This window comes from Hymenobacter sp. BT559, assembly GCF_016427535.1.
Classification (GTDB): domain Bacteria; phylum Bacteroidota; class Bacteroidia; order Cytophagales; family Hymenobacteraceae; genus Hymenobacter.
Map to the genome: position 1 here is coordinate 883347 of NZ_JAELXV010000002.1, position 23037 is coordinate 906383.

The window sequence follows — 23037 nt, forward strand, 5'->3', positions numbered from 1 at the left end:
TACAAGGGGGCTGCGGCTAGTTATAAAATGGGACTTGATAACACTTTACATAACTATCACATTTACTGTAATTTTTATATTGTGAGGCGTCCGTTCAGCAGCATCGCAGCCTAGCTAGCTTCCGTATTAAGAAACCAAGACGCTTTCCCACCTGATTCGACTAATAAGCAGCTCTCACTCATGCTTTTTGATGGCAGAGCAATTAGCCTTATTAATTTTTTGTGTCTCGCATTATTTTCACGCGCCTCGGCTCGCGACTACAGCCGCCACCCCCTACTAGGCTCCGCTAACGGCAGCGTCTCTTGACAAGCGCTAGACTGCCCGTGTCTGATGTGCGGCGTATCCCAGACTCGGTACCCTGATACCTGTGTATTTCAAGCAATGAGTAGTGTGTCAGGATATTATCATGCAATAGGCATTTACAAAAAAGGGTGCTTCCCCCTCGTGCCATGATATTGGCACGAGGGGGAAGCACCCTTTTTTGTGAATGCCTGGCGCGTTTTTAGACAAGCCAGACTTCGAAGAAGACTATTTTTTGGCGAGGCACTGTTCGTACAGGCCTAGGTACTGGTCGGCCACGGTAGCAAGCGGGAACCGCTCGGCCACGATGGCCACCGCTCGCGCCGAGAGCTTTGCATAAAGTGCCGGGTCGGACAGCAGGCGGTTAACGGCGTCCGCAATGGCGGCCACGCTTGTAACATCAACGAGCAGACCACCATCGGCCACTACCCACGGCACGGCGCCGCTCGCCTGGCCTGCCACCACGGGCACCCCGTAGGCCATGGCCTCTACGAGCACCATGCCAAACGATTCTTCAAGCGAGGTATGCAGTACCAGAGTGCTGGCGGCTATCTTCTTCAGCACTTCGTCGTGGGGCGTGGGACCTAGGAAGACTACATTCTTAATAGCGTGCTCCTGGCAAAAGGCGGCTGCGTCCTCGTCAGGTACAAAGGCTGTACCCATGGCCCACAGCACCGCGGCCGGGTGCTGCTGCTGCACGGCTTTGAAAGCCAAGAGCGCGTTTTTGCTGTTTTTGCGGTCGTCCCAGCCATTCACTACTACGCTGATAACGGGCTGGCTCAGCGGTGCTTTTACCAGGCTGGCGCGTTCTGGAATCACGACCGGGTTAGCTATTACGGCTACTTTGGCCTTAGTCCAGGGCTGCACTGAGTCGGCCATGTAGGGCGACACCGCCGTGAACCAGTGGCCCTTGCGGAACACGTAACGGGCCATAAGCAAGTGAAACAGCCTATTAAGCGTGCGCACGTATCGGTAGATAACCAGCGCGTTATCGTGCACCGTCACGATGGTTTGCGGGTCGTAGGCCAGACCCGCCAGGGCAAACTCGTAGGTCCAGTGGGCGTGCACCACCTCGGGGCGGTAGTGCTGGAGTTGGGCCAGCATGCGGCGGCGCTCGTACCAGAAAAAGTCGGCGGTGCGACCTAGGCGCCGGCCATTAGGCCGGAAGGTGCGGCTGCGGGCGGGCACCACCACGTAGGTTAGCTGCGGGCTTTCGTGCACGAAGGGCGGGTCGTCGTCGCCCATCTTATCATCGAGAGTGATGGCCACTACGCGGTGCCCGCGGCGCAGATACTCCTTTATAAGGTTGCTAATTAGTGGTGCGCCTTCGCGCCCTTTTGGGTAGGGGCCAGCGTGTCGCTCGGCCAGGGGTAGCAAATCATTCGTGGCAATGGGGGCTACGACTCCAATATACATGCGTGCTACTTACTTACGGCCGGGCCGGTTTGTTGAGGGGCAAAGGTCCAACGACGAGGCCCTTTTGTTTTAGTTTTTGTTGCCAGCTCCGCCATTCTCGCGCTTCGGTGGCGGGAGTGATGGGGTCTAGCAGGTGCACTGTGCCAGTGCACGGTGCACAGGCGCCTTCGCTTAGGTCCTGGCGGTCGGGGCCGGGTGCGTGGCCGCCCCAGTGTACATAGCCTACCGTATTCCCTTCTACCCGGTGGTTGAAAAATACGCTTGGTGGCTGGTGATAGAAGTTGAACACCCCTAGGGCAGCGTGGCCTGCCCGAAAGCGCTGCCCGCCTGGTAGGGCACCGCTTGTCACGGCCCGATTGTGGTGGTAGTAGATGTCGTGGCCAGCAGCGATGTTCATGGCGGCGTTGCCGGTTGCCACAAACTGGTTGTGGTCGGCTTCGATGAAAGCGGCAGCTTCCTCGGCCGTCTTCGCATCGCCATCCGAGGTTAGCCCAGTACCCGTAAACTTGTCGGCCGTAGCCGGAAAGGGGTAGGCACCTTGCACAAAATTATCGTGTACGTGCAGCGGGCTTTGAGCAGTGCCCGACGAGTTGTATAGGTTAATGTTATCCTCCACCAAGCTCTGGCCGGGCTCGTTTACCACTTCATTGAACGCAATATCTACCCTAGGGAGATGCTGCACCGTATTCAAAATTAAAAAGCTGGAGTGTGTGCTGCCTTGGCCGTCGCGCCAGCGCCCGTCTACGTTGCGCACCCGGTTGTAGCACACCGATAGGGTGGGGCCAGGCTGGCCCGCGCCGCTCCAGCGATTCACCACGATACCGCTGGTCTGGGTAAACTCATTGTGCTCGACCACAAGGCGGCTGGGGCGATATACGTCGAGAAAGCGGCCGGGAGCCTGCTGGTCGGCAGTGGGGGCGAGGCCCTGGCCGCGGCAGTTGCGCACGGTCAGGTCGGCTCCTTCGCCGGCTTCGATGAGGTTGCCCGGCCCGGTGAGTGTGCAGCCCGCCAGCACCACAGGCTCGGTAGTGGCTACGCGCACGCAAGCCATACCGGAGGAGGTGCTGCGGTAGGTGCCCGTGTACGTGCCGCCGTGCGTGATGACGAGCGCCGCGGCTCCTCCTAGGTGGTGGTGCGTGCAGGCCGCCAGCCCATGGGCCGCGCTGGCCCACGCTAGCCACAGCCAGCTCGTAATGCGCGTGGTGGCCTTCATCAATTAGTGCAGGAAGTAGCCCACCAGCCGCCGGGCGTAGCCGTTTAGCAGAAAATAGGGTAGGTAGGGCTTAGGACAATTCTTAAGGGCAAAATGGGTGAAGTTCATCATATTGCCGCCGCCCCGAATGCTGAACAGGTGCTGGAAGTAACCCTTCAGGCTGCGCTGCTTGCGCGTTAGGGTTTGGCCGCTTTCCTCGGGGTAGGTGCTCAGCTTGGCGTCGTAGTTGCAATACACCGGGAAGCCGGCGCGGCGGGCTACGCTGGTGTAGTCGAAGTCGGCGAGGTAGTGCGGCAGCCGCTTCTCGTCAAACAAACCAATTTTATCAGTAACAGCCTTTGGGATGAGCAGGCCGCGGCCCGGCAGGTACGTCACTGGGTGCAGGCCAGTGCGCTTGGTAGCCGGCAGTTCCTTTAGTAGGTTGTAGGTGGTATTAGTCCGAAAATCCAGCCGCTCGCCGCCGTAAATGGTTTCGCCGGTATTAGCGTCAAACTCCAGGGCACCGAGCACGGCGCGGGGATGCTGGTCGGCGGCGGTGAGCATTTGGGCCACAAAATCGGGCGCAGCCACTACATCGTTGTTTAAGGTCATCACGCGGTCGGCACCTAGGGCCAGCGCCAGCCGGATGCCCGCGTTCACGCCGGCCGTCCAGAAGAGGTTGCCGTCGCCGGTTACCACTTCTACCTCGGGGTAGTCGCGAGCCAGCGCCGCAGCCGTCTCATCGGTCGAGCCATCGTCTACCACCACCGTGCGGAAGTCTTGGGTGGTTTGGCGGCGCAGCGACTCTAAGCATTCGCGGGTATAATGCCAGCGGTTAAAGACAGGAATAACAATGTAAAGCATAGTGTAAGCGAAAGAGAGCAATAAGAGCGAGGCTAAACGGAGGCCGCCGCCACGGCCACGGGCTTGGGCTGAGGAGCCAGGCCGGCCAGCTCGGGGGCCAGCTCAGCTGCTTGCTGATAGAGGCCAGTCACCAGCTTTTTGCGCGTGTAGCTAGCGGCAAAGTCGATGCCGGCGCGGCCCATCTGCTCAAGCTCGGCGGGGTGGTCGTAGAGGTACTCTACGGCGCGCGCCAGGGCGGCAGTGGTGGCCTCAGCCGACTGCACCGGTACTTTGATGCCGGCCGTGTCCGGAATAAAGTCGGCGGCGCCGTGGTGGTCGAGGGTCAGGATGGGCAGCCCTAGGGCCATAGATTCTAGGTACTGGTTAGCATAAGTATCGCGCAGGCTGCACAACATAAACAAATCGTGGCTGAGGTATGCTACGCGCGTAGTCTCATACGGTACGCTGCCGTGCCAGGTCACATGCCCTTGCAAGCCAGCCTCGGCAATCCAGCCGGGTACCAAGTCCCCCACCGGCCCGTCGCCCATAATATCGAGATGGAACTTGACACGTTTGTCAACTTGCCCTAGGGCCGCCAGCGTGAGGTGTAGCCCCTTGCGCGGGTAAATGCGGGCCAGCCACAAGATGCGCAGCTCGCGGCCCGCCAGCGCGGGGCGGGGCTGGTAGGTCGTGGCGCGGAAGCTTTCGGGTAGGGCCGCGCTCATTGTCAGGGCCACTTTGCGGGCACCTAGGCGACGGGCTAAAGCCGCGGTGTCGCTATTGGCTGCCATTACCAGCGCCGCGTGGCGCATAGACTGCCGCACGTTGGGGTCGAAGGCCGTGAGCAGGCTGCTAATAACGTTGCGAACCGTTTCGGTCTTAAACCACTCGGGCAAATACTTGCGAAGCGACCTAGGAGCTACCATCCCGCCACCCAGCGGACCTAGAAGCAAAGGCTTCTTGAGGCGCCACAGCCACGACGCCATTTGCAGGCTGTTGTACGTGACGTGGTGCACGGCCCCAAAATCTTCCTGCGCATCGAGCTGGCACGCGGCGCGCCACGCCCGGTACTGCCACACGATGTAGTGCAGATATACGCCAATCTGCCAGCGATAAGCAAAATCTGCAAACTTGGGCGCAGCCACGTACACCGGGTGAATGCGCTGGGCCACCGGGTCAGCGGCGCGGTCGGCTAGTAGCTTGGTAAGGTCGGCCCGGCCGCGTGGGGTGGTCAGGCACCACACCTCGTGGCCCAGCGCCGCCGACTCCCAAAGCCAGTTAAAGCCATTGCCCTCTTCACTGCCGTGGTTTGGGTTGCAGGCATACGCAGAAAGGAGCAGCTTCATAAATGTGAGTAAATAGCCTGCCGGGCGGCTACACCCGGCTGACTAAGCGCCGCGGTAGGCGATAGGTCAGTTAGCAATTGCTGAAGGCGTAGACTACGTAAATACCAGGTTTGGGTACAGGCATACGCGTAGCCGACGCGGCCCATGGCTACGCGCTGCGCCGGGTTGTCGTAGCAATCCTCTACTGCGCGGGCCAGTGCAGCTACCGTTTCGGTGGGCGTGGTTACGGGCGCTTTGAGGGCGGCCGCGGCCGGAATAAAGTCGCGCGCACCCTGGTGGTCGAGGGTGATGATGGGTAGGCCAGCGCCCATCGCTTCCAGCAGCTGCATAGCAAACGAGTCGCGCAGGCTAGCAAACATGAATACGTCGTGGGTGAGGTACATCTCGCGCACCTCCAGCCAGGGCAACGTGCCGGTCCACGTCACGCGCCCCTCCAGGCCGTGCTGCCGAATGAGGTCGGGCAGCTGCGGCCCTAGGTACCCATCACCCACAATAGTGAGGTGAAACGGGACCCGCGGGTTTACCTGCCCTAGGGCCTCGAGCACCAGTGGCAGGGCCTTACGCGTCACGAGCCGGCCCAGCCACAAGATGCGTAGCACTTCGCCCTCGGGACGCACCGGAAACTGCTCAGGTAGAAAATTATCGGGTAAGCCAGAGTCTACAAACATCTGCACGCGCTGCCCGCCTAGCTCTTTTACTTTAGCGGCAGTTTCGGTATTTGTGGCGAGTACAAGTGTAGCATGCTGTAAGGATTGGCGGACGTTGGGGTCGAAGGTGGTAAGCAGCCAGGCAATGGCATTGCGCAAGGTTTCGGTTTTGAACCAGTCGGGCACGTAGTTTTTGAAGGCAGCGGGCGCGTGCTGCCCGCCACCCAGCGGGCCAATAACCATAGGCCGGCCCAGCCGCCACAGCCACGACGCCATTTGGAGGCTACCGTAGGAGGCGTGGTGCACTAGGGCAAACTGCACCTGCTTGGTGAGGCGCCGTGCCACGCGCCACGCCAGAAATTGCCACACGATATAGTGTAGATAAACACCAAACTGCCAGCGATATAAGAAGTCGATAACCTTGGGCACCTGCACGTAGTGCATGTGCATGCGGGCTTGCTCGTCGGGCCCTAGGTGGTCCACATAGGCATCGAGCGCGGGGCGGCCAGCGGGCGTGGTGAGGCACCATACCGCATGGCCCGTATGATGCCACTCGTGCATCCAGTTAAAGCCAATGCCTTCCTCGCCCCCGCGGGCGGGGTTGCAAGCGTAAGCCGAAACCAAAACGTTCATGATACTGTGGTAGCTAGTTTGGAAGCAGGCTGTTTAGGGCTCTGCAAACCCGAAGCTACGGGCTTCTGCCCGGCAAACAAGCGCCGCAAGATGGTAGAAATGCGGCTCATCAAAAACTCGTTAAAACGGCGGTTGTCGCGTTTACGGTCCTGGGCTACTGCAACCGGGTGGCGCAGCGGGAAAACTAGGTCGCGGGCGGGCACAGCGCTCATCACGTCGTTGCCGTCGTGGGTGTGCGTCGAGCCGTTGCCAAACCCGATGTTACCCACCAAGTTCACGGCTGGCACAATGTAGAGACCTTGGTGCCGGGCAATGGTGTACTCCCACTGGTAGTCCCACACATCGGGCGGCTGTGGCAGGGCCAGCACGCCGGCCATCTTGCCCATGCGGTAGCGCTTTTCGAACGGGCCCGTGAAGGTGCTATCTAGTTCGCCCGCTGCTCTTACACGTTCAAAATCAGTGAGGTGATAGTCGTAGAGCTGCCAGGCGCGGCGCCAGGTAGCCCAGCCCCAACTGTTGCGCTGCGTCGAGAAGTGATACGACGGGTCATTGGGCCCTAGGGGCTTGCTGGCCTCCGAACCGAAGTTGTTGCCGCCGATGTGCATCACACGGGCATCGTCGCGGTAGCGGGCCAGCAACTCGGCGCAAAACCGGAAAAAGCTCGGCGATGGCACACAGTCATCCTCCAGGATAATGCCTTCGGGCTCGTGCTCAAAAAACCAGTTCATGGCCGTGACCGGGGCCAGCCCGCAGTTCAGGTTTTGTTCCTGAAACAGCGTGAATACCTGGCACGGCCAGTCGACTTCCTGCACCACGGCGCGGGTTTCGGCGCAGCGCACGGCATCGGTGGGGTGGCCGGCGCGGGGGCCGTCGGCCGCCACGTAGAGCCGGGTGGGCCGGGCTTGCCGAATGGTTTCGAACACGCGCCGGGTAGTATCGGGGCGGCTGAAAATCAGCAGTAAAACTGGGGTTGTTAACGCTTCAGCAGAAGAAAGATGGGGAGCAGCTTGGGCCATAAGTAGCTTGGCTTAGTAAGAACAGAATAGAGGGACCTAGGGATAGTAGCAGCACGGCGGCCGCACGACTTACGAAGCCACCAGTTCGGCCGGTTCAGAGGCCCACTTCGGCGTTTCGTAAACGGGTAGCGACTGGGCCTGAGGCTCGGGCTCGGCCACGGCGGCTAGCAGCAGCCCCAGCAGCCCAAAGTGGTAGGTTGACCAATCGTAGGAGGCGCCAAACACCAGCAAGCACCCGAAATACGAAATAAGCAGGGCCGTATCGGCACGCATGGGCCCGCGCTGCAGCAGCCGCTGCGCCACCCGAATGAGGGGCACCAGCACCACCATCAGAATGCCCATAATGCCGAAATAATACGCACGGTCGAGGTAAAAGTTGTGGAAGTGGTGGCCCGTGCGGTCGGCCCACATGGGCTGGTCGCTGCTTGGGTCGTAGAACTGCATCGGCACCTCAAAGCCTTCAAGTCGCCAGCCCGCTACGGGGCGCTTTTCTACCAGCGGCATGTACGATTCTATCTGCTTCAGGCGCCAGCTGCCAGTGCCTTGTTTGTCGGCGTTGGCCATGTCCTCCACGTTCTTCTGCATGCGGGTTACCACCTCGGGGTTGTTGAGCACGACCATTGTCACGCCCAGCGAACCCAAGATGGCGGGCAGGCCCACTAGCATCACCACTTTGGTAAAGGAGAACTTGGCGCCCGGCGTGCGCAGCAGCAGCAGTAAATCGAGCGGCACAGCAATGGCCGTGGCAATCCATACCGAGCGGTGCTGCAGGAAAATGATGAGCGGTAGGCACACCAAGAAGCTCAATAGCAGCAGGATGTTGCCGTGGGTGAGATAGCGGTTGAGGCAGTACAGCGCCACTGGCACAAACAAATAGGCCGCCGCCGAGCCAAAGCCGCGCTCATTCTCGGCAAAAGCTGACAAGCTCAGCGAGTCGCGGTGAAAGACCAGCAGGTTGGCCAGCAGTACAAACACCAGCGCCCCGATGAGCTGGCTCATCGAAGGCAGCCCAAAGCGCCGGTAAAAGGCGTAGATGCCAAACATGATGAGCAGCACAAACAGCTTGCTAAATACGTGCGGATACGCCATCCAAGAGCCCTGGTCGGCGTACGATTCCAGCATCAGCCCCCCAATGCACGCCAGCACCACGTACATCCACTTGCGAATCAGAGGCTCCATATAGCGCCCGTAGAGCACGATGGACGCCACCGACAGCGCAAACAGCAAGTAAGTGTAAAGCTTGACACCCTCCGGCTCCTGGTCGACCTGCGGGCCATATATAAATTCCCAAAACGCCGCATTGGTGGCCAGCACGGCCAGCAAGGGCAGAATCAGGATAAAGCGCAAGTTAATTTTCATGCGATATCATGCTAACTAAGTACTAACTAGCGGAAAAGAAATAGGTAGGGCGAGGTAGAGTAGCGCTAGGCATGCGCCACTAGGGGCTGCGGCTGCGGCGGATTAAGCGGGGCTAGCCCCGCCGCCTCGCGGTAAAAGGCTAACGTATTGCGCACCATTGCGGCCACGTCGAAGCGAGTACGCGCGTAGGCATACTGGCGCTGCTGTAGGTCGCGCAGTGCGGCTGGGTTGTCGAGCAGCGTGGCTAGCTGGGCGGCCAGCGCGGCCGGTGCCGTGCCCTGAGGCACCGAGGCCTCGGGCGTAGCCGCTAGCAGCTCGGGGCTACCCCCGGCAGCCAGGGCTATGGTAGGGCAGCCGGCCGCCATGGCCTCAATCACAGCATAGGGGCAGTTTTCGCGAGCGGCGGTGTGCACGTACACATCGGCGCCGTGCAGTAGCGCGGCTACCTGGGTTTGGTAGCCGAGCAGCACCACGTTGTCGCCTAGGTCCTGCTCCGCGATGAGTTTGCGCAGCAAGGCTTCGTCCTCGCCTTTGCCCACTAGCACCGTTACGCAGCCAGGGTGCAGGTGCCGCAGCTCGGCCGCCACGGCCACTAGGTAGCGCTGGTTTTTGCGAGGTTCGAGCTGGCCGATATTCAGAATAATGGGCCGGCCCGGAAACATAGCCCGTAGGTCGGGCGCAGTGCTCTGACTAGACCTAGGTGCGGGCGCGAAAGCTGCCATGTCCACCCCATTGTGCGCCACGGCCGTGCGCGCCCCAGCGGGCAAGAAGGGCAGCGTAAGCTGCAGTGCGTATTCCGAGATACCTAGGAAAAACTTTGTGCGGCGTAGCAGAAAATTATACCAGCTTACCTCGAAGCGGGCGGCCCAACTGGTAGGGGAGAAGCTAAGCTGCTTCACCACTTCCTCGCCGGGGTGGTCGTTGTAGTGGCCGGTTACTACTACCGGCACCCGGTTGCCGAGGGCCAGGCGAGCGGCCCAGCCACTGCTCACATCCTGCGCGTTTACCACATCGTAGGGCTGGTTGCGGTCGATGGCGCAGAAGATTTCGGCCACGTTGCCAAGCTCGATGCCCACGCGCGCACCTAGGCGGCCGGGCAGCAGCCCCAGCCCCCGCCGCACCACCCCAATCGAGCGCCGCACCCACGGGCGTAGGCTGTCCTGGGTCACCACCGTTACCTGGTGGCCCTGGGCGCGCAGCAGGGCCGCCAGCCGCTCGTAGTGCACCCGCACCCCCGAGGCGGCGCCCGGCACCTGCAACGAAGTCAGCAAAATGTTCATGGCACGAGGGGTTGTTCGAAGGCGTCCCAAGCCGCGAGCACGCCGGGCCGGCGGTCCAGAAAATCGGTGTAACGCGCCAAGCTGGGCTGCCAAGAGGCTGGCACAGCCCGCAGGCTGCGCACCTTGCCCAGGCCTTGCCGCAACATGGGTAGTAGCTCGTCGGAGGGCCAGCGCAGCACCACCGTGCCCAGTACAATGGCTCCGGCTGCCATCAGGGTCAGTAGCGCCAGCAGCGGCGGCAGTTGGAGCGGGCGAACGGCCATTGCCACCAGCAGCAGCCCAAGGCCGACCGCCGCAGCATTAAGCAGGCCGGGCTTATAAATAGCCAGCAGTCGCGAATATGGAATATTAATATCGCGGTGCGTGATGCGCATGTACAAGAAGGTGCGCACCACCTCGCCCGTGCCGATGGCGCCCGCTATGCCAGCCAGGCCATAGCCCTTCAGCAGCCAAAACAAGCCGCCTAGGAGCGCCATGAATTCAAGGTTAAGAATAATCTTCTGTTGGAGGTTGGCGCGCGCATCGGCTACTACGCCCGCAAACAGTGTCGTCATGCTCAGCGGAATGGAAAGACAGAGCACCCGCAAAATTGGTACCGAAGCTGCCCAGCGCGGCCCCAACAGCACCTGCACCAACTCGGGCGCCGCCACCGCCACGCCTGCGCATACGGGCAGCACCACGGTAGCCACCAGCGTGCTGCTGGTAAGGTACAGCGCCCGCACCCGCGGCAAGTCGTTCTGAATTTTGCTGAACGCCGGAAAAGCCACCCGCGCTAAGCTATTGGTCAAGAAGTACATGGGTAAGTACAGCAGCATGTAGGCGCGGTTGTAAATACCCAGCAGCACTGACCCTAGGAGCCGCCCAATAAGCAGCGTGTCGAGGTTGCCATTAATAAATTCGAGAAAGCCGACTACCGATACGCGGCCGCCGTAACCCAGCAGCTTAGCATAAGGCTCGCGGCGAAAAATAAACCGCAGCGAGTGGCGGGCCACCGCGTAGTTGAGCGAGGCCGCAAAAAACTGCTGCGCTAGGCTGGCTACCACCAAGCTCCACACACCCGCCCCGAGCGTGGCCAGCGTGATGCCCACCCCGCCGTAGCCCAGGATGTAGGCTGCCACCTCAATCTTGGCGATGGCCTCGAAGCGCATTTCGCGGCGCAGCAGGCTAGTGGCGGTAGCACCTAGGCCAACCAAAATGAACCCTAGAGCCTGCACGCGTACCAGTGGTACTACGGCTGGGTTTTCCAGAAAAAGCACCGCGAGCGGTGCGGCCAGCCAGGCCACGGCAGCCACCGCCAGGCCCAGGCCCAGCGAAGCCGTAAATGTGGCGCGCACGTCATCAGCGTTGATGTCGGTGCGCTGCACCAGCGCGTGGCCTAAGCCCATTTCGGCGAAGTAGCTGCCGAAGCGTAGCACTACGCCCGCCATCGCTACCAGGCCAAAAGCAGCCGGGTCGAGCAGGCGCGCCATCACAGCGGTGTAGCCGATTTGCATCACGGCTGTGAGCACCGTGGCGGCCGTGGTCCACTGTACGCCTCGCACTGCAGTGGAGGCAAGGTTTTTAGTTGTTACTGCCATACTACTATGCTTGCAAAAAGGAAGTGTACCTTACACCCCGTATTTATAAGCATTGGCCTTATAGCGGTACTCGTAGGATTGGGCAAAGTGTACATCGTTCATCACCATGTACAGTTGCTTGACGTTGTGCTCGCGGTGCATCTCGGCAATCTGCCCCACCAGCGCGCGGTCGGTGTAGTTCTGACGCACCACATAAATCTTAGCGTCTAGGTGCTGCAGCAGCACCAAAAACTCCGATACGTAGCCCAGCGGCGGAATATCAACCAGAATGTAGTCGTACTCCTCGCGCAGCATCTGGATGAGCTCGGCCAGGCGCGGGCCCTCAATTAGGCGGGTTGGGTTGTGGGGCAGCGGGCCGCAGCAAATCACGTCGAGGCTGGCTATGCTGGTGGTGTGGCGGGCTTGGTCGAGCGCGCTCTCGCCGGCTAGGTAGGTGCTCAGGCCGTGGTCGCGGCGCGGGTCGATATCGAAGTAGCTCGCCAGCGTAGGCCGGCGCATGTCGCATTCGAGCACGATAACGCGGCGCCCGCTCTGAGCCAGTTCGGCGGCTAGGTTCACGGTGCAGAAGCTTTTACCCTCGCCGGGTACCGACGATGTCACGCCAATTACGCGCTTGTCGAGGCCCGCCGCTAGGTACTGCATATTTACCCGCACCGCTCTAAACGCCTCCGCAATGGGGCTGCGGGGGTCGTGCAGCATGGTTTGCTTGTCCTCGGTCGTGCCGTGCGGAATCACGCCCAGCATCGGAATGTTGGTGAGGCGCGCCAAGTCTTCCTTGCTTTGCACGCGGCTATTAGTTTTCTCCTGCATCAGCACCAAGCCAGCGGGTAGCACCAGGCCGGCCAGCAGGGCCAATAAGCCTACCAGCAGCGGCTTTGGCGACGAAGGCCCCAGGCCGCTCTGCTTGGCCGCGTCCACAATTTTCTTGTCGGTCGAGTTGGTAGCCAGGGCAATAGCTGCTTCGTTGCGCTTCTCCACCAAGTAGCTGTAGTTCTTCTCGTTGAAGGTGCTAGTATTGGTGAGCGTGCCCAGTTGGCGCTCGTTCTCAGGCATGCGGTTAAGCTCGCTGCGCACGGCACCTAGGCGCTGGTCAGCATCGCGCAGGGCGTTGTCTGTGGCCGCAACTAGGCTGGTTAGGTTCTGAATAAGCAACTCTTTAGTAGTTGCTATTTTCTCATCCGCCACTTTTACAATGGGGTTGATGTCACTGGCGCTCACCGCTAGGGCCGCACGCTGGTTGTTCTGCTCCGACAGCTGCTGAATAAGGCCTGTTGTGGCCGGGTCTTCTACACCATTGCTGCTGAGGGTCACGGCATCGCTAGGGGCGCGGTGAGCTTTCAGGTAGTCCAGCATATTCTGGTACACGCGGCGGTTGGTCACCAGCCGGGCCCGGTCGGCCGTCAGGGCGCTTTGCTGTTGAATGCTCGCGCCCGACTGAGCATTTACATCTACTACGTTGTTAGAAGCGCGGAAAGAGCTGAGGTTCTGCCCAGCCCGCGACTTCGACTCGGCTAGCTTAGAAATCTCGTTGTCTAGGAAGGCCACTGTCTTGCCACCCACTTGGTTTTTCTGCTTCAGGTCGTCTTGCACGTAGGTGTTCATCAGCGTGTTCAGAAACTGCGTTTCCTTGGCTGGCACCGTGCCTTGCGTCGTAAGCTCCAGAATGCGCGACTCGTGGTCGGTGGGCTTCACTTTCAAGCGCGTCTGGTAGTCGCCTACCAAGCTATTGATGTCGTTGAGCTTGAAGAAGTAGTGTCCGCCCTGGCCGCCGAGCTGGTCGGGCTCGGGCCGGAAAACTACCGTGAGCAGGGCGCTGCGCAGCGTGTCGCCGGCGGCCACTACTTGGTCAAACTTCACATCTTGCACCTCGCGCACTAGGTCGCCGGTAGCAAGCTGGCGCAGCTCGCCGCGCTTGGCATCGGCGTGCACCCGGAACTTATTGTCGGCCAGCGCCTCTACATAGATAGGCACACCCGTGAGCTGGGGCCGGTTAGGCGCCGGGATTACCCAGAAGGGCACGTCGCCGGGCGCCCGCTCGCGCACTTGCAGCGGCTTCACTGCATTCAGCCACGAGTCGGGCTCCACAAAATAGCTTACCGTAAAGGGCAGCTGGTTTAGGGTGCGCCGCAGCATGTCCGACGAAGTGAGCAGGCCCACCTCGTCTTCTAGCTTTAGGCCCTTAGGCTTGCTGTCCAGCAGTTGCAATAGCTCCTGCGCTTGCTTCGAGCCCGTTGATTGGTCGCCGATGAGCAGCGTTGCCTTGAAGTCGTAGGTCGGCGACTTCACTTTCAGATAAGTCCAGGCTAGGGCGCCGGCTACCAGCAGCGATACTACGAATACCGGCCAGCGGCGGCGTAGGTTAAAGAATAGCTCGTTTAAGTCTAGCTCGGCGGAAAAAGGAGCGGGGCGTGTGTCCATACTTTATAGCAGAATAAGTGGTGGCCCAGAAGGAGAGGCCAGTAGGTAGTAAGAAAGAGCTTGTGTACTAGCGGTTAGCGATGTAGCTGAGCAGCAGCACTACCGCCGAAATACCCGCAAACACGATACCTAGGTTGGTAGCGTTGCCGCGGCTGGTGCGCGCCTTCATGGGCTCGACATACAGCGCATCGTTGGGCAGCAGGTAGTAGTAAGGAGATTTCAGCAGGTTGGCATCGGTCAGGTTGATGAGCACCACCTCCGAGCCCTTGGGCGTTTGGCGGATGAGCTTGATGTTCTCGCGGTTGCCAAACTCGGTGAGGTCGCCGGCCATACCTAGGGCCTCAAATACCGTGGCTTGCGGGTTGTAGATAAAATAGCGGCCCGGCGAGCGCACCTCGCCCAGCACCGTAATCTTGAAGCTCAGCAGCTTTACCAGCACGTTGGCGTCGCGCACATAGGCGGTCACTTTTTGCTGCAAAAAGGCGTGAACCTCTTCCATGCTCATTCCCTGCACCTTTACCCGCCCCACGGTGGGCAGGTTGATGCTGCCCGTGTCATCTACTGCGTAGCCGGTGAGGTAGAGGGTGCCGGGGTCGCTCGACGTGATGGTTTGCGGGCCGGGCACGTTAAAAATGTCGCTCAGCACCGGCTGCACGCTCTGCACCCGAATGCTCAGCACGTCGCCGGGCTGCAGCTTATACGCGGGGCGAATATTCTCGGTCTGAAGTGGCTTCTGCGTCGAGTAAGTGCCGGTTTGCAGATAAGGCAGCTTGCTCTGGGTAACGCAGCTGCCCAAGCTTAACAGTAACCCCCCTAAAATAATTAAATGCAGTCGGAAACGTGAAATCATGCGTGGGCGTAATTAATCAAAGTGGTGAAAATGAAGCGTAAAGCTACGTAGGATATACAGATGCCAATTTGCCTATCTACCTACCAAAGCAAGGCCGATAAGCTTCAGCAAGGCCGAGTAAGCTTCTAAAATAAGGGGCTGGGTACCGAGCTTCGGCGGCAGATACGGAACACGGGGTGGGTAAGGTTGTGCGCCGCTACGTTGGGAGGCGAGTCGGGTTTGGCCGGAAATGAGAATAAACAAAGTGCCTCACCTAAGGCAACTCCCAGTCCTAGGTTGCCGTAAGGGCCTGCTAGCGCGCTAAGCAGCTGAGGCCATGCAAGCAAGGGGCCGGCGCCCGCCCCCGCGAGCACTGCTCCCAGCGTCTGCATCAGTACAATTTAATTTTTATGAAACAAGCGTTGGTGCTGGCCGGGCTACTCGCGGCGGGCAGCTGCAGCTCGCCAGCGGCTCCGGCCACCGGCACCCCCACTGGCACTACCCAGGCCGCTACCCCCGCCTCGCTCTCGGCCGGTACACTCCAGCAGGCCGTAGCTGCCTACATAACAGCCAATCAGGCTGCTTTTGCGGGCTACGAGCCCGTGCGCTGGGGCCGTCCCGTAGCTTACACTAAAAGGAGTGAGGCTACCACCAAAGGCCTCGCTGCCATGCAGCAGTTCGATAACGCGTTAGCTGCTAGGAATAAGGCGCTTGCCGAGTATAATGACGCACTAGCCCGCCACGCCGCCCCGGCCAGGGTAGAAATGCTGAAAACGCGCTACCGCAATGCCACCAAGCACAACGACGCGCTGCTCGCCACTGCCAACAGCTTTGCCGGCGTGAAAGACACCGCGCGCCTAGGTGCCCAGTTGGTGCACGTGTACCGCACTAGGGCCCGGAGCGGTGTTATGGTTCTCGATAGCGCAGCTTTCTTGGTGCATACTACCGGTGTGGTAGAGCGCCTATAGCCGCGCTTGGGTAACGCCTAAAAGTGCAAAGTGACCCGTTACTTACTCAGTTTGTGCGCGCTTAGGTGCCGAACACAGTAGGTTATTACGCTGCGAAAGCACAACCGTTTATTTCGTGGGGTTGGCTCTATGAGTCAGTGCCTAAGCTAGCTTACGGGTTTTGCATAATTAAAAGTTGTTAGGCTATTGAACTAAATATTGACGTACCTAGGAAAAAATTTCTTAAAATCGAACTTCTACTATCTTGACCTCTGCCACTGCTCGCCCCATGGTGCCGCTGCAACAACTACCGGATGAGCTGACGAAATATATCGCCCAGCACAAGCTGGTGCGGGCCGATATACTGGCTGCCGAGCAGCCCACAACCCTGCAGCAAGCCATTGCGCAAGCCGCTGGCCTGACGCTGCGCAGCTTTGCTGAGCTGGCTGGCCAGCCCAGCAGCCGCGAAGTGCTGTGGAACACTGCCCGTGAAGCTGCCGCTGCGCCGGGCACACCTGCTACCAATGAGGCGGGCCGCAGCCTGCTGCGCCAAGTACTCGATGACCGCTACCACGGCACGGTGAGCGCCACAGCCGCAGCCGCACAGGTATCGGTGGCTACGGTACACCACTTGTTCGAGCGGGTGCCGGCCGCCGCGCTGACTTTCATTGGCGAGGCGGTGGCCGAGCAGCACTGGACGGCTCAGCAGCTAGCCGATTGGCTGCGGCCGCGCCGGCACGCGCCGCTGCCGGTTAGCCCGGCCCCTGTGGTGGCCGCCGCGCCGCGGCCCCTGCCTAAAGCAACGCCTGCAGCGCCAGGCTGGCTTGCCAGGCCGGCCCATCTATTGCTGGTGTTGATGACCGTAGTGGCCGTGGCCGAGTTTGGCTACATTCTTAAGCTACGAAGGAGCGACGCGGCGGACTCCGACGCGGCCCCCGGCGTGGTCACTGCGGCTGCCAGCTACCCGGCGGCCTCCGATGCAGCAGAGCCAGGAGTGCCCAAAAGCGGGAGCTTCCAGCCCATCAAAGCCAAATCGACTGAAAGCAAGCTTTATCAGCTGTTGCTCGCCCCTGCCGACGAAGCCAGCCCCGCAGACCCTGCCAGCAACTGGATTGGGTTTGACCGCATCACCTTTGCCGATAACGAAGCCAAGCTCAACAGCGAAGCGCTGTGGCAGCTGGCCAACGTGGCCAGTATTCTGAAGCGCTTTCCAGAAGCCAGGCTCAAGATTGGCGGCTACAGCGGCAACTCGGGCAAGCCTCTCAACGACTTGCTGTTGAGTAAGCGCCGGGCCGAAGCCGCCAAAAAGGCGCTGGAGAACTTTGGCGTAGCGGCCGACCACCTGACGGCCGTTGGCTACGGGCCGCTCGATAGCAGCGCTCCGCATACCGCTAAGGCCGGCCAAGTCCTCAGCTACCGCGTGAGCCTGCAAGTGACGCAGAAATAGCTGGCTGCTTTCTTAGCTAGCTCAGGTATTGCCGGTCCACATACTATCAAAAAGGACCCTAGGTGTCTTTTTCGGGCCGTTTGACCGACTTGCTGCGCAGCTAGGCCACGCCACATAACCTAGGCGGCCTGTCTACTGCAGGTTACTGGTCGGGTATACAGCGGCTTAGCTGCCTTGGCTCTCGGCGGCGCGGGTCTGGCTTACCTGCGACCAACTGAGCTCGCCAGCTATGTAGCGGGTATATAGCTGCTGTATGTAGGGGCTAGCCTTTTTCAAAACGGGTATAACGCGCTGCATCTGCTCGAGCACCCAGGCGCGTTGCTCAGGAGTTTGCGCAGCGGGGCCAAACTTTGGGTTGTGAGACATAGGGAGTAGCTAATAGAGTACACTGCAAAATTCTGCAATGCCCGGCAACTCCAAATGAGCGTTAGTGCTGATTTAACTTAATGAAAACACCCAATTGTGCTAAGAACTACCTAGGTACTTCTTCCTAGGTAGAGTGGCTGTGTGGCCAGCGGCCAATGGTGGGCTAGTTGGTGCGTAGCAGATTTTCTGGGCGCTGGTGGGTGTAAGCCTATGCTCGGGCTGGCGGCGTGTGGGGCGATGGCAGAGGCAGGCGAATAAAGCACTGGGCGCCCTGGCCTGGAGCGCTAGCTACGTGCACCTCGCCCCCGAGCAAGGCTACCCGGCTGCGTAGGGTGCGCAGGCCCAGCCCGTCGCTGGTGCGCGTGGGGTCAAAGCCGCGGCCATTGTCTTCGACCCGCAGCACTATCCAGGAGGCCAGTACTTCTACTTCGAGGGTGGCTTCGGTGGCGTGGGCGTGCTTCAGTACATTTTGGGCCAGCTCCTGCGCCATGCGGTACACGGCCAGCTGCAGCAGGCCCGGCAGCGGCGGCTCCTCCCCGATAACGATGTGGTAATGCCAGCGCAGGGTGGGCGTATTGAGGGAGCGGCCGATGCTAAGCAGCGTGGCCTCCAGGCCAAACTCTTCGAGCAGGGCTGGCGTGAGCTCGTGCGAAAGCTCGCGCGTTTGCCGGATGGCCTCGCTCAGCAGGCGCGCGGCCTCCTGGCGCGGGGCCAGCTCGGGGGTATTGGGCAGGCGGTCGAGGTGCAGCTTGGTAGCGTATAGCAGCTGCCCAATGCCGTTGTGCAGGCTTTCGGCGATGCGGCGGCGCTCTTCTTCCTGCGCCTCCTGCACGGCCTCAAACAAGGCTTGCTGCTGGCGCAGGCGCAGGCGCAGGTTATCAGCCTCAAGCTTATGTACCCGGCTGATGTCTAAGTCAACGCCCAGCAGGTGCAGGGGCTGGCCTGCCGCGTCGCGCACCAGCACGGCCTTAAGGCGCAGGGTGCGCACCTGCTGGCCCACCCGCAGGCGCAGGGTTTCCTCAAAGTCGGCGGGGGCGGTGGTGAGGGCCTGCACCACGCGTTCAGCCACGGGCCGGTCGTCGGCCACGGCGTGGTCGAGGTAGATGGTGGGTTGCAGCGCCGTGCCCGGCGCCAGGCCAAAGAGGCGGTACATACCCGCCGACCAGCGCAGCTCGCCGGTGGCCAGCTCATATACCCAGCTACCTAGGTCGGCCACTTGCTCTGACTGCTCTAGCAGCCGCAGGTTTTGCAGCAGCTCCTGCTCGGCTTGCTTGCGCTCGGTAATGTCGACCGTGGTCGTGGCCACGCCATCGTGCAGCTTCACAATGGACTGATGAAACCACCCATCGAACTGCTCGCCGGTGTAGTGCCGCTCCTGCTGGTTGGGGCGCCCGGTTTCAACTACCTGTTTAAATGTATCAAAAATACCGGCCTCTACCACGCCGGGGTTGTGCGTCAGCAGGCGATGACCAATAACGTCGCCGTAGCTTTCTTCCGAAACCCGGTTGTTCAGAACCCAGGCAAAATCAACTATTTCGCCCTGGGCATCGCGCACGGCCTCAAACACCTGCACCATATTGGGCGAGCTATCGAGGGTGGCCCGCAGCAGCTCGCGGCTGGTTTGCAGCGCCTGCTCGGCCTGCTTGCGGGCGCTGATGTCCTCGGTGTGCATCACGAAGCCGTCGCCCATCTTCACCAGCGTTTGGTGAAACCAGCTATCGAACTGCTCATGGTAGTAATAACACTCGTGGTCGATGGGCACGCCAGTTTGGGTTACCTGCACAAATTTCTCAAATAGTCCACTAGTCACTACGCCGGGGTTCTCCTCCAGCACGCGCTTGCCCACCGGCTCACCGTATTGTTCGGTCCAGGCTTTATTAGCAAACACCCAGGTGAAGTCTACGATGTGCCCGGCCTCGTCGCGCACGGCCTCGAAGGCCTGCACCACAAACAGTGTGCTGTCTAGGGTGATGCGCAGGCGCTCTTTGGCCTTAAACAGTTCCTGCGCGGCCTCGTGCTCCTTGGTTTTGTCTTCTACCACGCCCTCCAGCCGAATGGGCACCCCGGCTGCATTGCATACTACCTGGCCGTGCGACTCGGTGAAGCGCCATTGCCCATCGGCCCGCCGAATGCGGCGGCTGTAGTGGTAGGGCTGCCGGTCGGCCAGAGCCTGGTCTAGGGTGTGCCGCACGGCGGCCACGTCCTGCGGATTTGTGCGGGCGTCGAGCCACTCCAGCGAGGGCCGGAAAGAATAGGGCACTTCGCCAAATAACCGGTACAATCCCTCCGAAAAGTGAAAGGCGCCGCTTACCAGGTCGAGCTCGTAGCTGCCAATGCCTGCCACGGCCTCGGCTGCTTTCAGGCGGGCCTCGCTGGCGGCTAGCTCCTGCCGGGCCGCTTGCAGCTCCTGGTTTTCGAGCAGCAGCGCCTGCAGCTGGGCCTGGGTCTCGGCTAGTGCTGCCTGGGTCTGGGCCAGCGTAGCACTAGAGGCGAGAGCAGAGGTGTCGGGGCGGGCAGCTAGGGGCGGGGCGTCTTCCATGGGGTAGTATAAGCTACAGCGAGCACCGCCGCTGGGCGCCACCGGCGGCACGCAGCAAAGCAGGCAGCCCTACTGCTGCAAGCCAGCGCTAAAATTAGCAGTCGGGGCCAAATTGGCGCCACCGTATAGCCGCGAGCCCCTCGGCCAGCAACGTAAAAAACCGGCCAGGCTTCGCTACATGCGGCCCAACCGGTTTATATACTTAAAAGAGACCCTAGGTATAACCAGCCGGTATGCTAGGCTACTTGTGGTTGCGCTTGTACAGCTGCAGAGTGCGGATGGTATCAGGCCGCTTGCGGAAGTTGTTGGTGAGACTGTCCAGCGTGGCCTCGCCGTAGAGTAGAAAGTTATAGAAGCGGTTTTGGCGCTTCGACATAGCTTGCTGCAAGGTGGCCTTGGTGGCCCAGCTGGCAAAAAGCACGCGCCCTAGGGTATTGCCAAACTGGTTTTGGAGCACGCGGCGCTGGTTGCGCACGGCATAGTACTGCTTCCAGGCGGCCGGCCACGGAATGCCGTCGCGGTCGAACGAGGCCGGGTGGTAGAACACGCTGCTGGGCACCGTCACCACCGGAAAGCCCATTTTCTGGGCCCGGGTCATGTACTCGACCTCATCGCCCCAGATAAAGAGCTCTTTGTCAGGAATGCCGATGGCCTTTACCACGCCCGAGTGCACCAGCGTACCATTGAAGAACGAAGCCACGCCATATATCAGGTCGAGGCCCTGCATGTCGCTCACCTTGCGGTACGACACGTTGGGGCGGTCTACGAAGAAGGCCAACTCATCGCGGCTATTTACGCTCACCGACATCGAGTTCTTGATGCAGGGCCCTAGGTTAGGCGAGTTCAGCAGGTTGGCCAGCGCGTCGGGCGCGGCCAGGCAGTCGTCGTCCATGCACCACAGCCAGGTATAGCCTGCCTTATAGGCTGTGTCGATGCCCGTGGCAAAGCCGCCCGCCCCACCTAGGTTAGCTTGGGTAGTCACGCGCAGGTCGGGCTGAGTAGCCAGCCATTCCTCGGTGCCATCGTTGCTGCCGTTGTTGATGATGAAAATGGTGTCGAGCGGGCGGGTTTGCTCGCGCAGCGTGTCGAGGCACTTTTTAAGGTCGGCGAGGCGGTTGTAAGTAACCACCACAGCAGCAACAGTTTCCATAGTTATAAGGAGCTAGATTTGCGGTTTCGTAAGGTTTGGATGCGGGCCTTGGCAAACGCTAGGCCTTCGCGCAGGTGTGAAAGCTGCATCAGGTCGATGCCGCGCCACCGCAGGTAGAAGTACATGGCGGCGGTGATGTAGAGCTCGGTGAGTACTAGGGCATATGCGGCCCCTAGGTGTGCATAGGGCCGCACCAGCAGCCAGTTGAGGCCCAGACCGATAACAGAGCCACCCACCGTAATCCAAAAGAAAGGCCGGTCGAGGCGCAGGTTGAGCATGGTGTGCAAACCCAGCAAGTTGCTCAGCCCGATTATCAGGGGCAGCACCGCCACCACGCGCAGCACCGTGCCAGCCTCCTGAAACTTGGCCCCGTACAAGATGCCCAGCACCAGCGGCCCCACCAGCCACAGCCCAATGGCCACCACTGTCAGCAAGGCCGCCAGCGGAAAGAATACCTGCCGCACCATGCGCAGCCCCTGCTCGCGCCCCTGCCCAAAGGCCTGGGCCACAATGGGGAAAAATGCCTGGTTGAGGGCTAGACTGGTAAACGACTCGGCCATGCTCTCAAGCCGGGTGCCGGCAGCGTAGATACCCACATTGTAGGGCATGCTCAACAGCCCCAGAATGAAGGTGTTGGAGCTGGCGTAGATGGTGATGGCGACGTTGGAGAAGAACAGCGTGCGGTCTTCGCGGAAGCGGCCGCGCAGCTCGGTCCAGCTTGGCCAGCGCAGGTGTAGGCCAAAGCGCCGGATGGCCACGCCCAGGGCTATGGCGCTCACCAGTATCTGCGCCACGCTGATGGCCAGGTTCTGATAAATGTAGTCGTCGGCGTGGCGAATGAGCAGCAGCACTGACATGGAGAACAACAGCTTGACGGCCAGGTTGAAGATGGATACCCGCCCTAGGTCCTCCATAGCCTGGTACAGCCACAGCGGCGACAGCACTGTGCCGATGCACACCAAGTAAGTGCACACGTGCAGCCACAGGTGCGCCCGAAACTCGGGGGCGCCCAGCGACAAGCCCAAAAAGATGAGCGTCGAGATTCCCCACAAGAGCGTTTTGCCGGCCAGCACTTGGCTCACAATGCGGTTGGTCGCCTCTTTATCCTCCCGGTTGGCGGCAATGGCGCGCACGGCAGCCATGTCGAAGCCATAGTTGATGAGCAGGCTGAAATACGTGACGTAGGCCTGCGAAAAATTGAGCAGGCCGAGCTTATCGGGGCCGATGATGCGGACCACGTAGGGCACCGTCAGCAGCGGCAGTAAGAAATTGGCAATCTGAACGCTGAAGAGCGAAGCCACATTAAGGGCAAAGCGCTTCATGGTGGGTTTGGCTATGCCCGCCTCGTTTTTTACAATGGTAACGTCGTTGCTCACTAGGCAGCAGAAATCGGGTGTGAAGCGGCAGAGTAGATAGGGTAGTGGGTGGGATTTAAGATAGTATAACTTATATTTTTTGGCTATTGCCGGCCCGTTATACGAGAAGTTGCGCAAGTAGGTAGTTCACCTTGCCCATTAAATAATTAATAAGCTGAACAGCGCAACCCCCGCCAATAGTGACTTAGCACGGCATTTGGCAAGCGCAGGACGCTGACAGACTTGCCACAGGCTGTCACACGAGGGGCGCCACATCTTGCGCGGGCACAGGAAATAAAACAATTATTTTTAACCGATGCGCCCCCAGCCGGCACATGGCCTGCCCTGCGTAAGCGCGGCACTGCGAGCAGGCCGTA

17 protein-coding genes are annotated in these 23037 nt (G+C 60.4%); 2 read left to right on the forward strand and 15 right to left on the reverse strand.

The window, feature by feature from the left end:
- Window positions 1-528 precede the first annotated feature (528 nt).
- The 11 genes from JAO77_RS10225 to JAO77_RS10275 all read right to left on the reverse strand — a co-directional run bounded on the left by JAO77_RS10225 (window position 529) and on the right by JAO77_RS10275 (window position 14823).
- Window positions 529-1716 carry a glycosyltransferase family 4 protein gene (locus JAO77_RS10225; protein ID WP_198990245.1) on the reverse strand — a complete coding sequence of 396 codons (1188 nt, stop codon included), beginning with the start codon at window positions 1714-1716 and terminating at the stop codon, window positions 529-531.
- A 13-nt stretch (window positions 1717-1729) separates the two neighbouring features.
- Window positions 1730-2929, reverse strand: a complete 1200-nt coding sequence (locus tag JAO77_RS10230) for a hypothetical protein (RefSeq protein ID WP_198990246.1) — start codon at window positions 2927-2929, stop codon at window positions 1730-1732.
- 3 nt (window positions 2930-2932) lie between these two features.
- Window positions 2933-3772 (reverse strand): glycosyltransferase family 2 protein, encoded by an 840-nt coding sequence (locus JAO77_RS10235; RefSeq protein ID WP_198990247.1) that lies wholly within the window; start codon window positions 3770-3772, stop codon window positions 2933-2935.
- A gap of 32 nt (window positions 3773-3804) precedes the next feature.
- The gene (locus JAO77_RS10240) at window positions 3805-5097 is read right to left on the reverse strand and encodes a glycosyltransferase family 4 protein (RefSeq protein ID WP_198990248.1); all 1293 of its coding nucleotides are present in this window, start codon (window positions 5095-5097) and stop codon (window positions 3805-3807) included.
- Window positions 5094-6377, reverse strand: coding sequence for a glycosyltransferase family 4 protein (locus tag JAO77_RS10245; RefSeq protein ID WP_198990249.1), 1284 nt, complete (start codon window positions 6375-6377; stop codon window positions 5094-5096). Before JAO77_RS10245 ends, JAO77_RS10240 begins: the two co-directional genes overlap by 4 nt.
- Complete coding sequence (locus JAO77_RS10250) at window positions 6374-7393, reverse strand: nucleotide-diphospho-sugar transferase (RefSeq protein ID WP_198990250.1); 1020 nt, start codon at window positions 7391-7393, stop codon at window positions 6374-6376. The genes JAO77_RS10245 and JAO77_RS10250 overlap by 4 nt, the downstream gene beginning before the upstream one ends.
- A gap of 69 nt (window positions 7394-7462) precedes the next feature.
- Window positions 7463-8752 carry an O-antigen ligase family protein gene (locus JAO77_RS10255; RefSeq protein WP_198990251.1) on the reverse strand — a complete coding sequence of 430 codons (1290 nt, stop codon included), beginning with the start codon at window positions 8750-8752 and terminating at the stop codon, window positions 7463-7465.
- A gap of 65 nt (window positions 8753-8817) precedes the next feature.
- On the reverse strand, window positions 8818-10032 hold the full coding sequence (locus tag JAO77_RS10260; protein WP_198990252.1) for a glycosyltransferase family 4 protein: 1215 nt from the start codon (window positions 10030-10032) through the stop codon (window positions 8818-8820).
- The gene (locus tag JAO77_RS10265) at window positions 10029-11609 is read right to left on the reverse strand and encodes a lipopolysaccharide biosynthesis protein (protein WP_198990253.1); all 1581 of its coding nucleotides are present in this window, start codon (window positions 11607-11609) and stop codon (window positions 10029-10031) included. Before JAO77_RS10265 ends, JAO77_RS10260 begins: the two co-directional genes overlap by 4 nt.
- Window positions 11610-11639: 30 nt before the next feature.
- Entirely contained in the window at window positions 11640-14027 is a 2388-nt protein-coding gene (locus JAO77_RS10270; protein ID WP_198990254.1) for a polysaccharide biosynthesis tyrosine autokinase, read from the reverse strand.
- A 67-nt stretch (window positions 14028-14094) separates the two neighbouring features.
- Window positions 14095-14823 (reverse strand): polysaccharide biosynthesis/export family protein, encoded by a 729-nt coding sequence (locus JAO77_RS10275; RefSeq protein ID WP_235998345.1) that lies wholly within the window; start codon window positions 14821-14823, stop codon window positions 14095-14097.
- Between the two features lie 443 nt (window positions 14824-15266).
- Between JAO77_RS10275 and JAO77_RS10280 the strand changes: the two genes are divergently transcribed.
- Window positions 15267-15824: a hypothetical protein gene (locus JAO77_RS10280; RefSeq protein WP_198990255.1), complete on the forward strand. Its 558-nt coding sequence runs from the start codon at window positions 15267-15269 to the stop codon at window positions 15822-15824.
- A 244-nt stretch (window positions 15825-16068) separates the two neighbouring features.
- Window positions 16069-17250, forward strand: a complete 1182-nt coding sequence (locus JAO77_RS10285) for an OmpA family protein (RefSeq protein ID WP_198990256.1) — start codon at window positions 16069-16071, stop codon at window positions 17248-17250.
- A gap of 165 nt (window positions 17251-17415) precedes the next feature.
- On the opposite strand, the gene JAO77_RS10290 is transcribed toward JAO77_RS10285, so the two are convergent.
- From JAO77_RS10290 to JAO77_RS10305, 4 genes are all read right to left on the reverse strand, one after another.
- Window positions 17416-17616, reverse strand: coding sequence for a hypothetical protein (locus JAO77_RS10290; protein WP_198990257.1), 201 nt, complete (start codon window positions 17614-17616; stop codon window positions 17416-17418).
- A gap of 208 nt (window positions 17617-17824) precedes the next feature.
- The gene (locus JAO77_RS10295; RefSeq protein WP_198990258.1) at window positions 17825-20155 is read right to left on the reverse strand and encodes a sensor histidine kinase; all 2331 of its coding nucleotides are present in this window, start codon (window positions 20153-20155) and stop codon (window positions 17825-17827) included.
- 241 nt (window positions 20156-20396) lie between these two features.
- Window positions 20397-21305 carry a glycosyltransferase family 2 protein gene (locus JAO77_RS10300; protein WP_198990259.1) on the reverse strand — a complete coding sequence of 303 codons (909 nt, stop codon included), beginning with the start codon at window positions 21303-21305 and terminating at the stop codon, window positions 20397-20399.
- Between the two features lie 2 nt (window positions 21306-21307).
- Window positions 21308-22681, reverse strand: a complete 1374-nt coding sequence (locus tag JAO77_RS10305) for a flippase (protein WP_370550039.1) — start codon at window positions 22679-22681, stop codon at window positions 21308-21310.
- Between the last annotated feature and the right edge of the window lie 356 nt (window positions 22682-23037).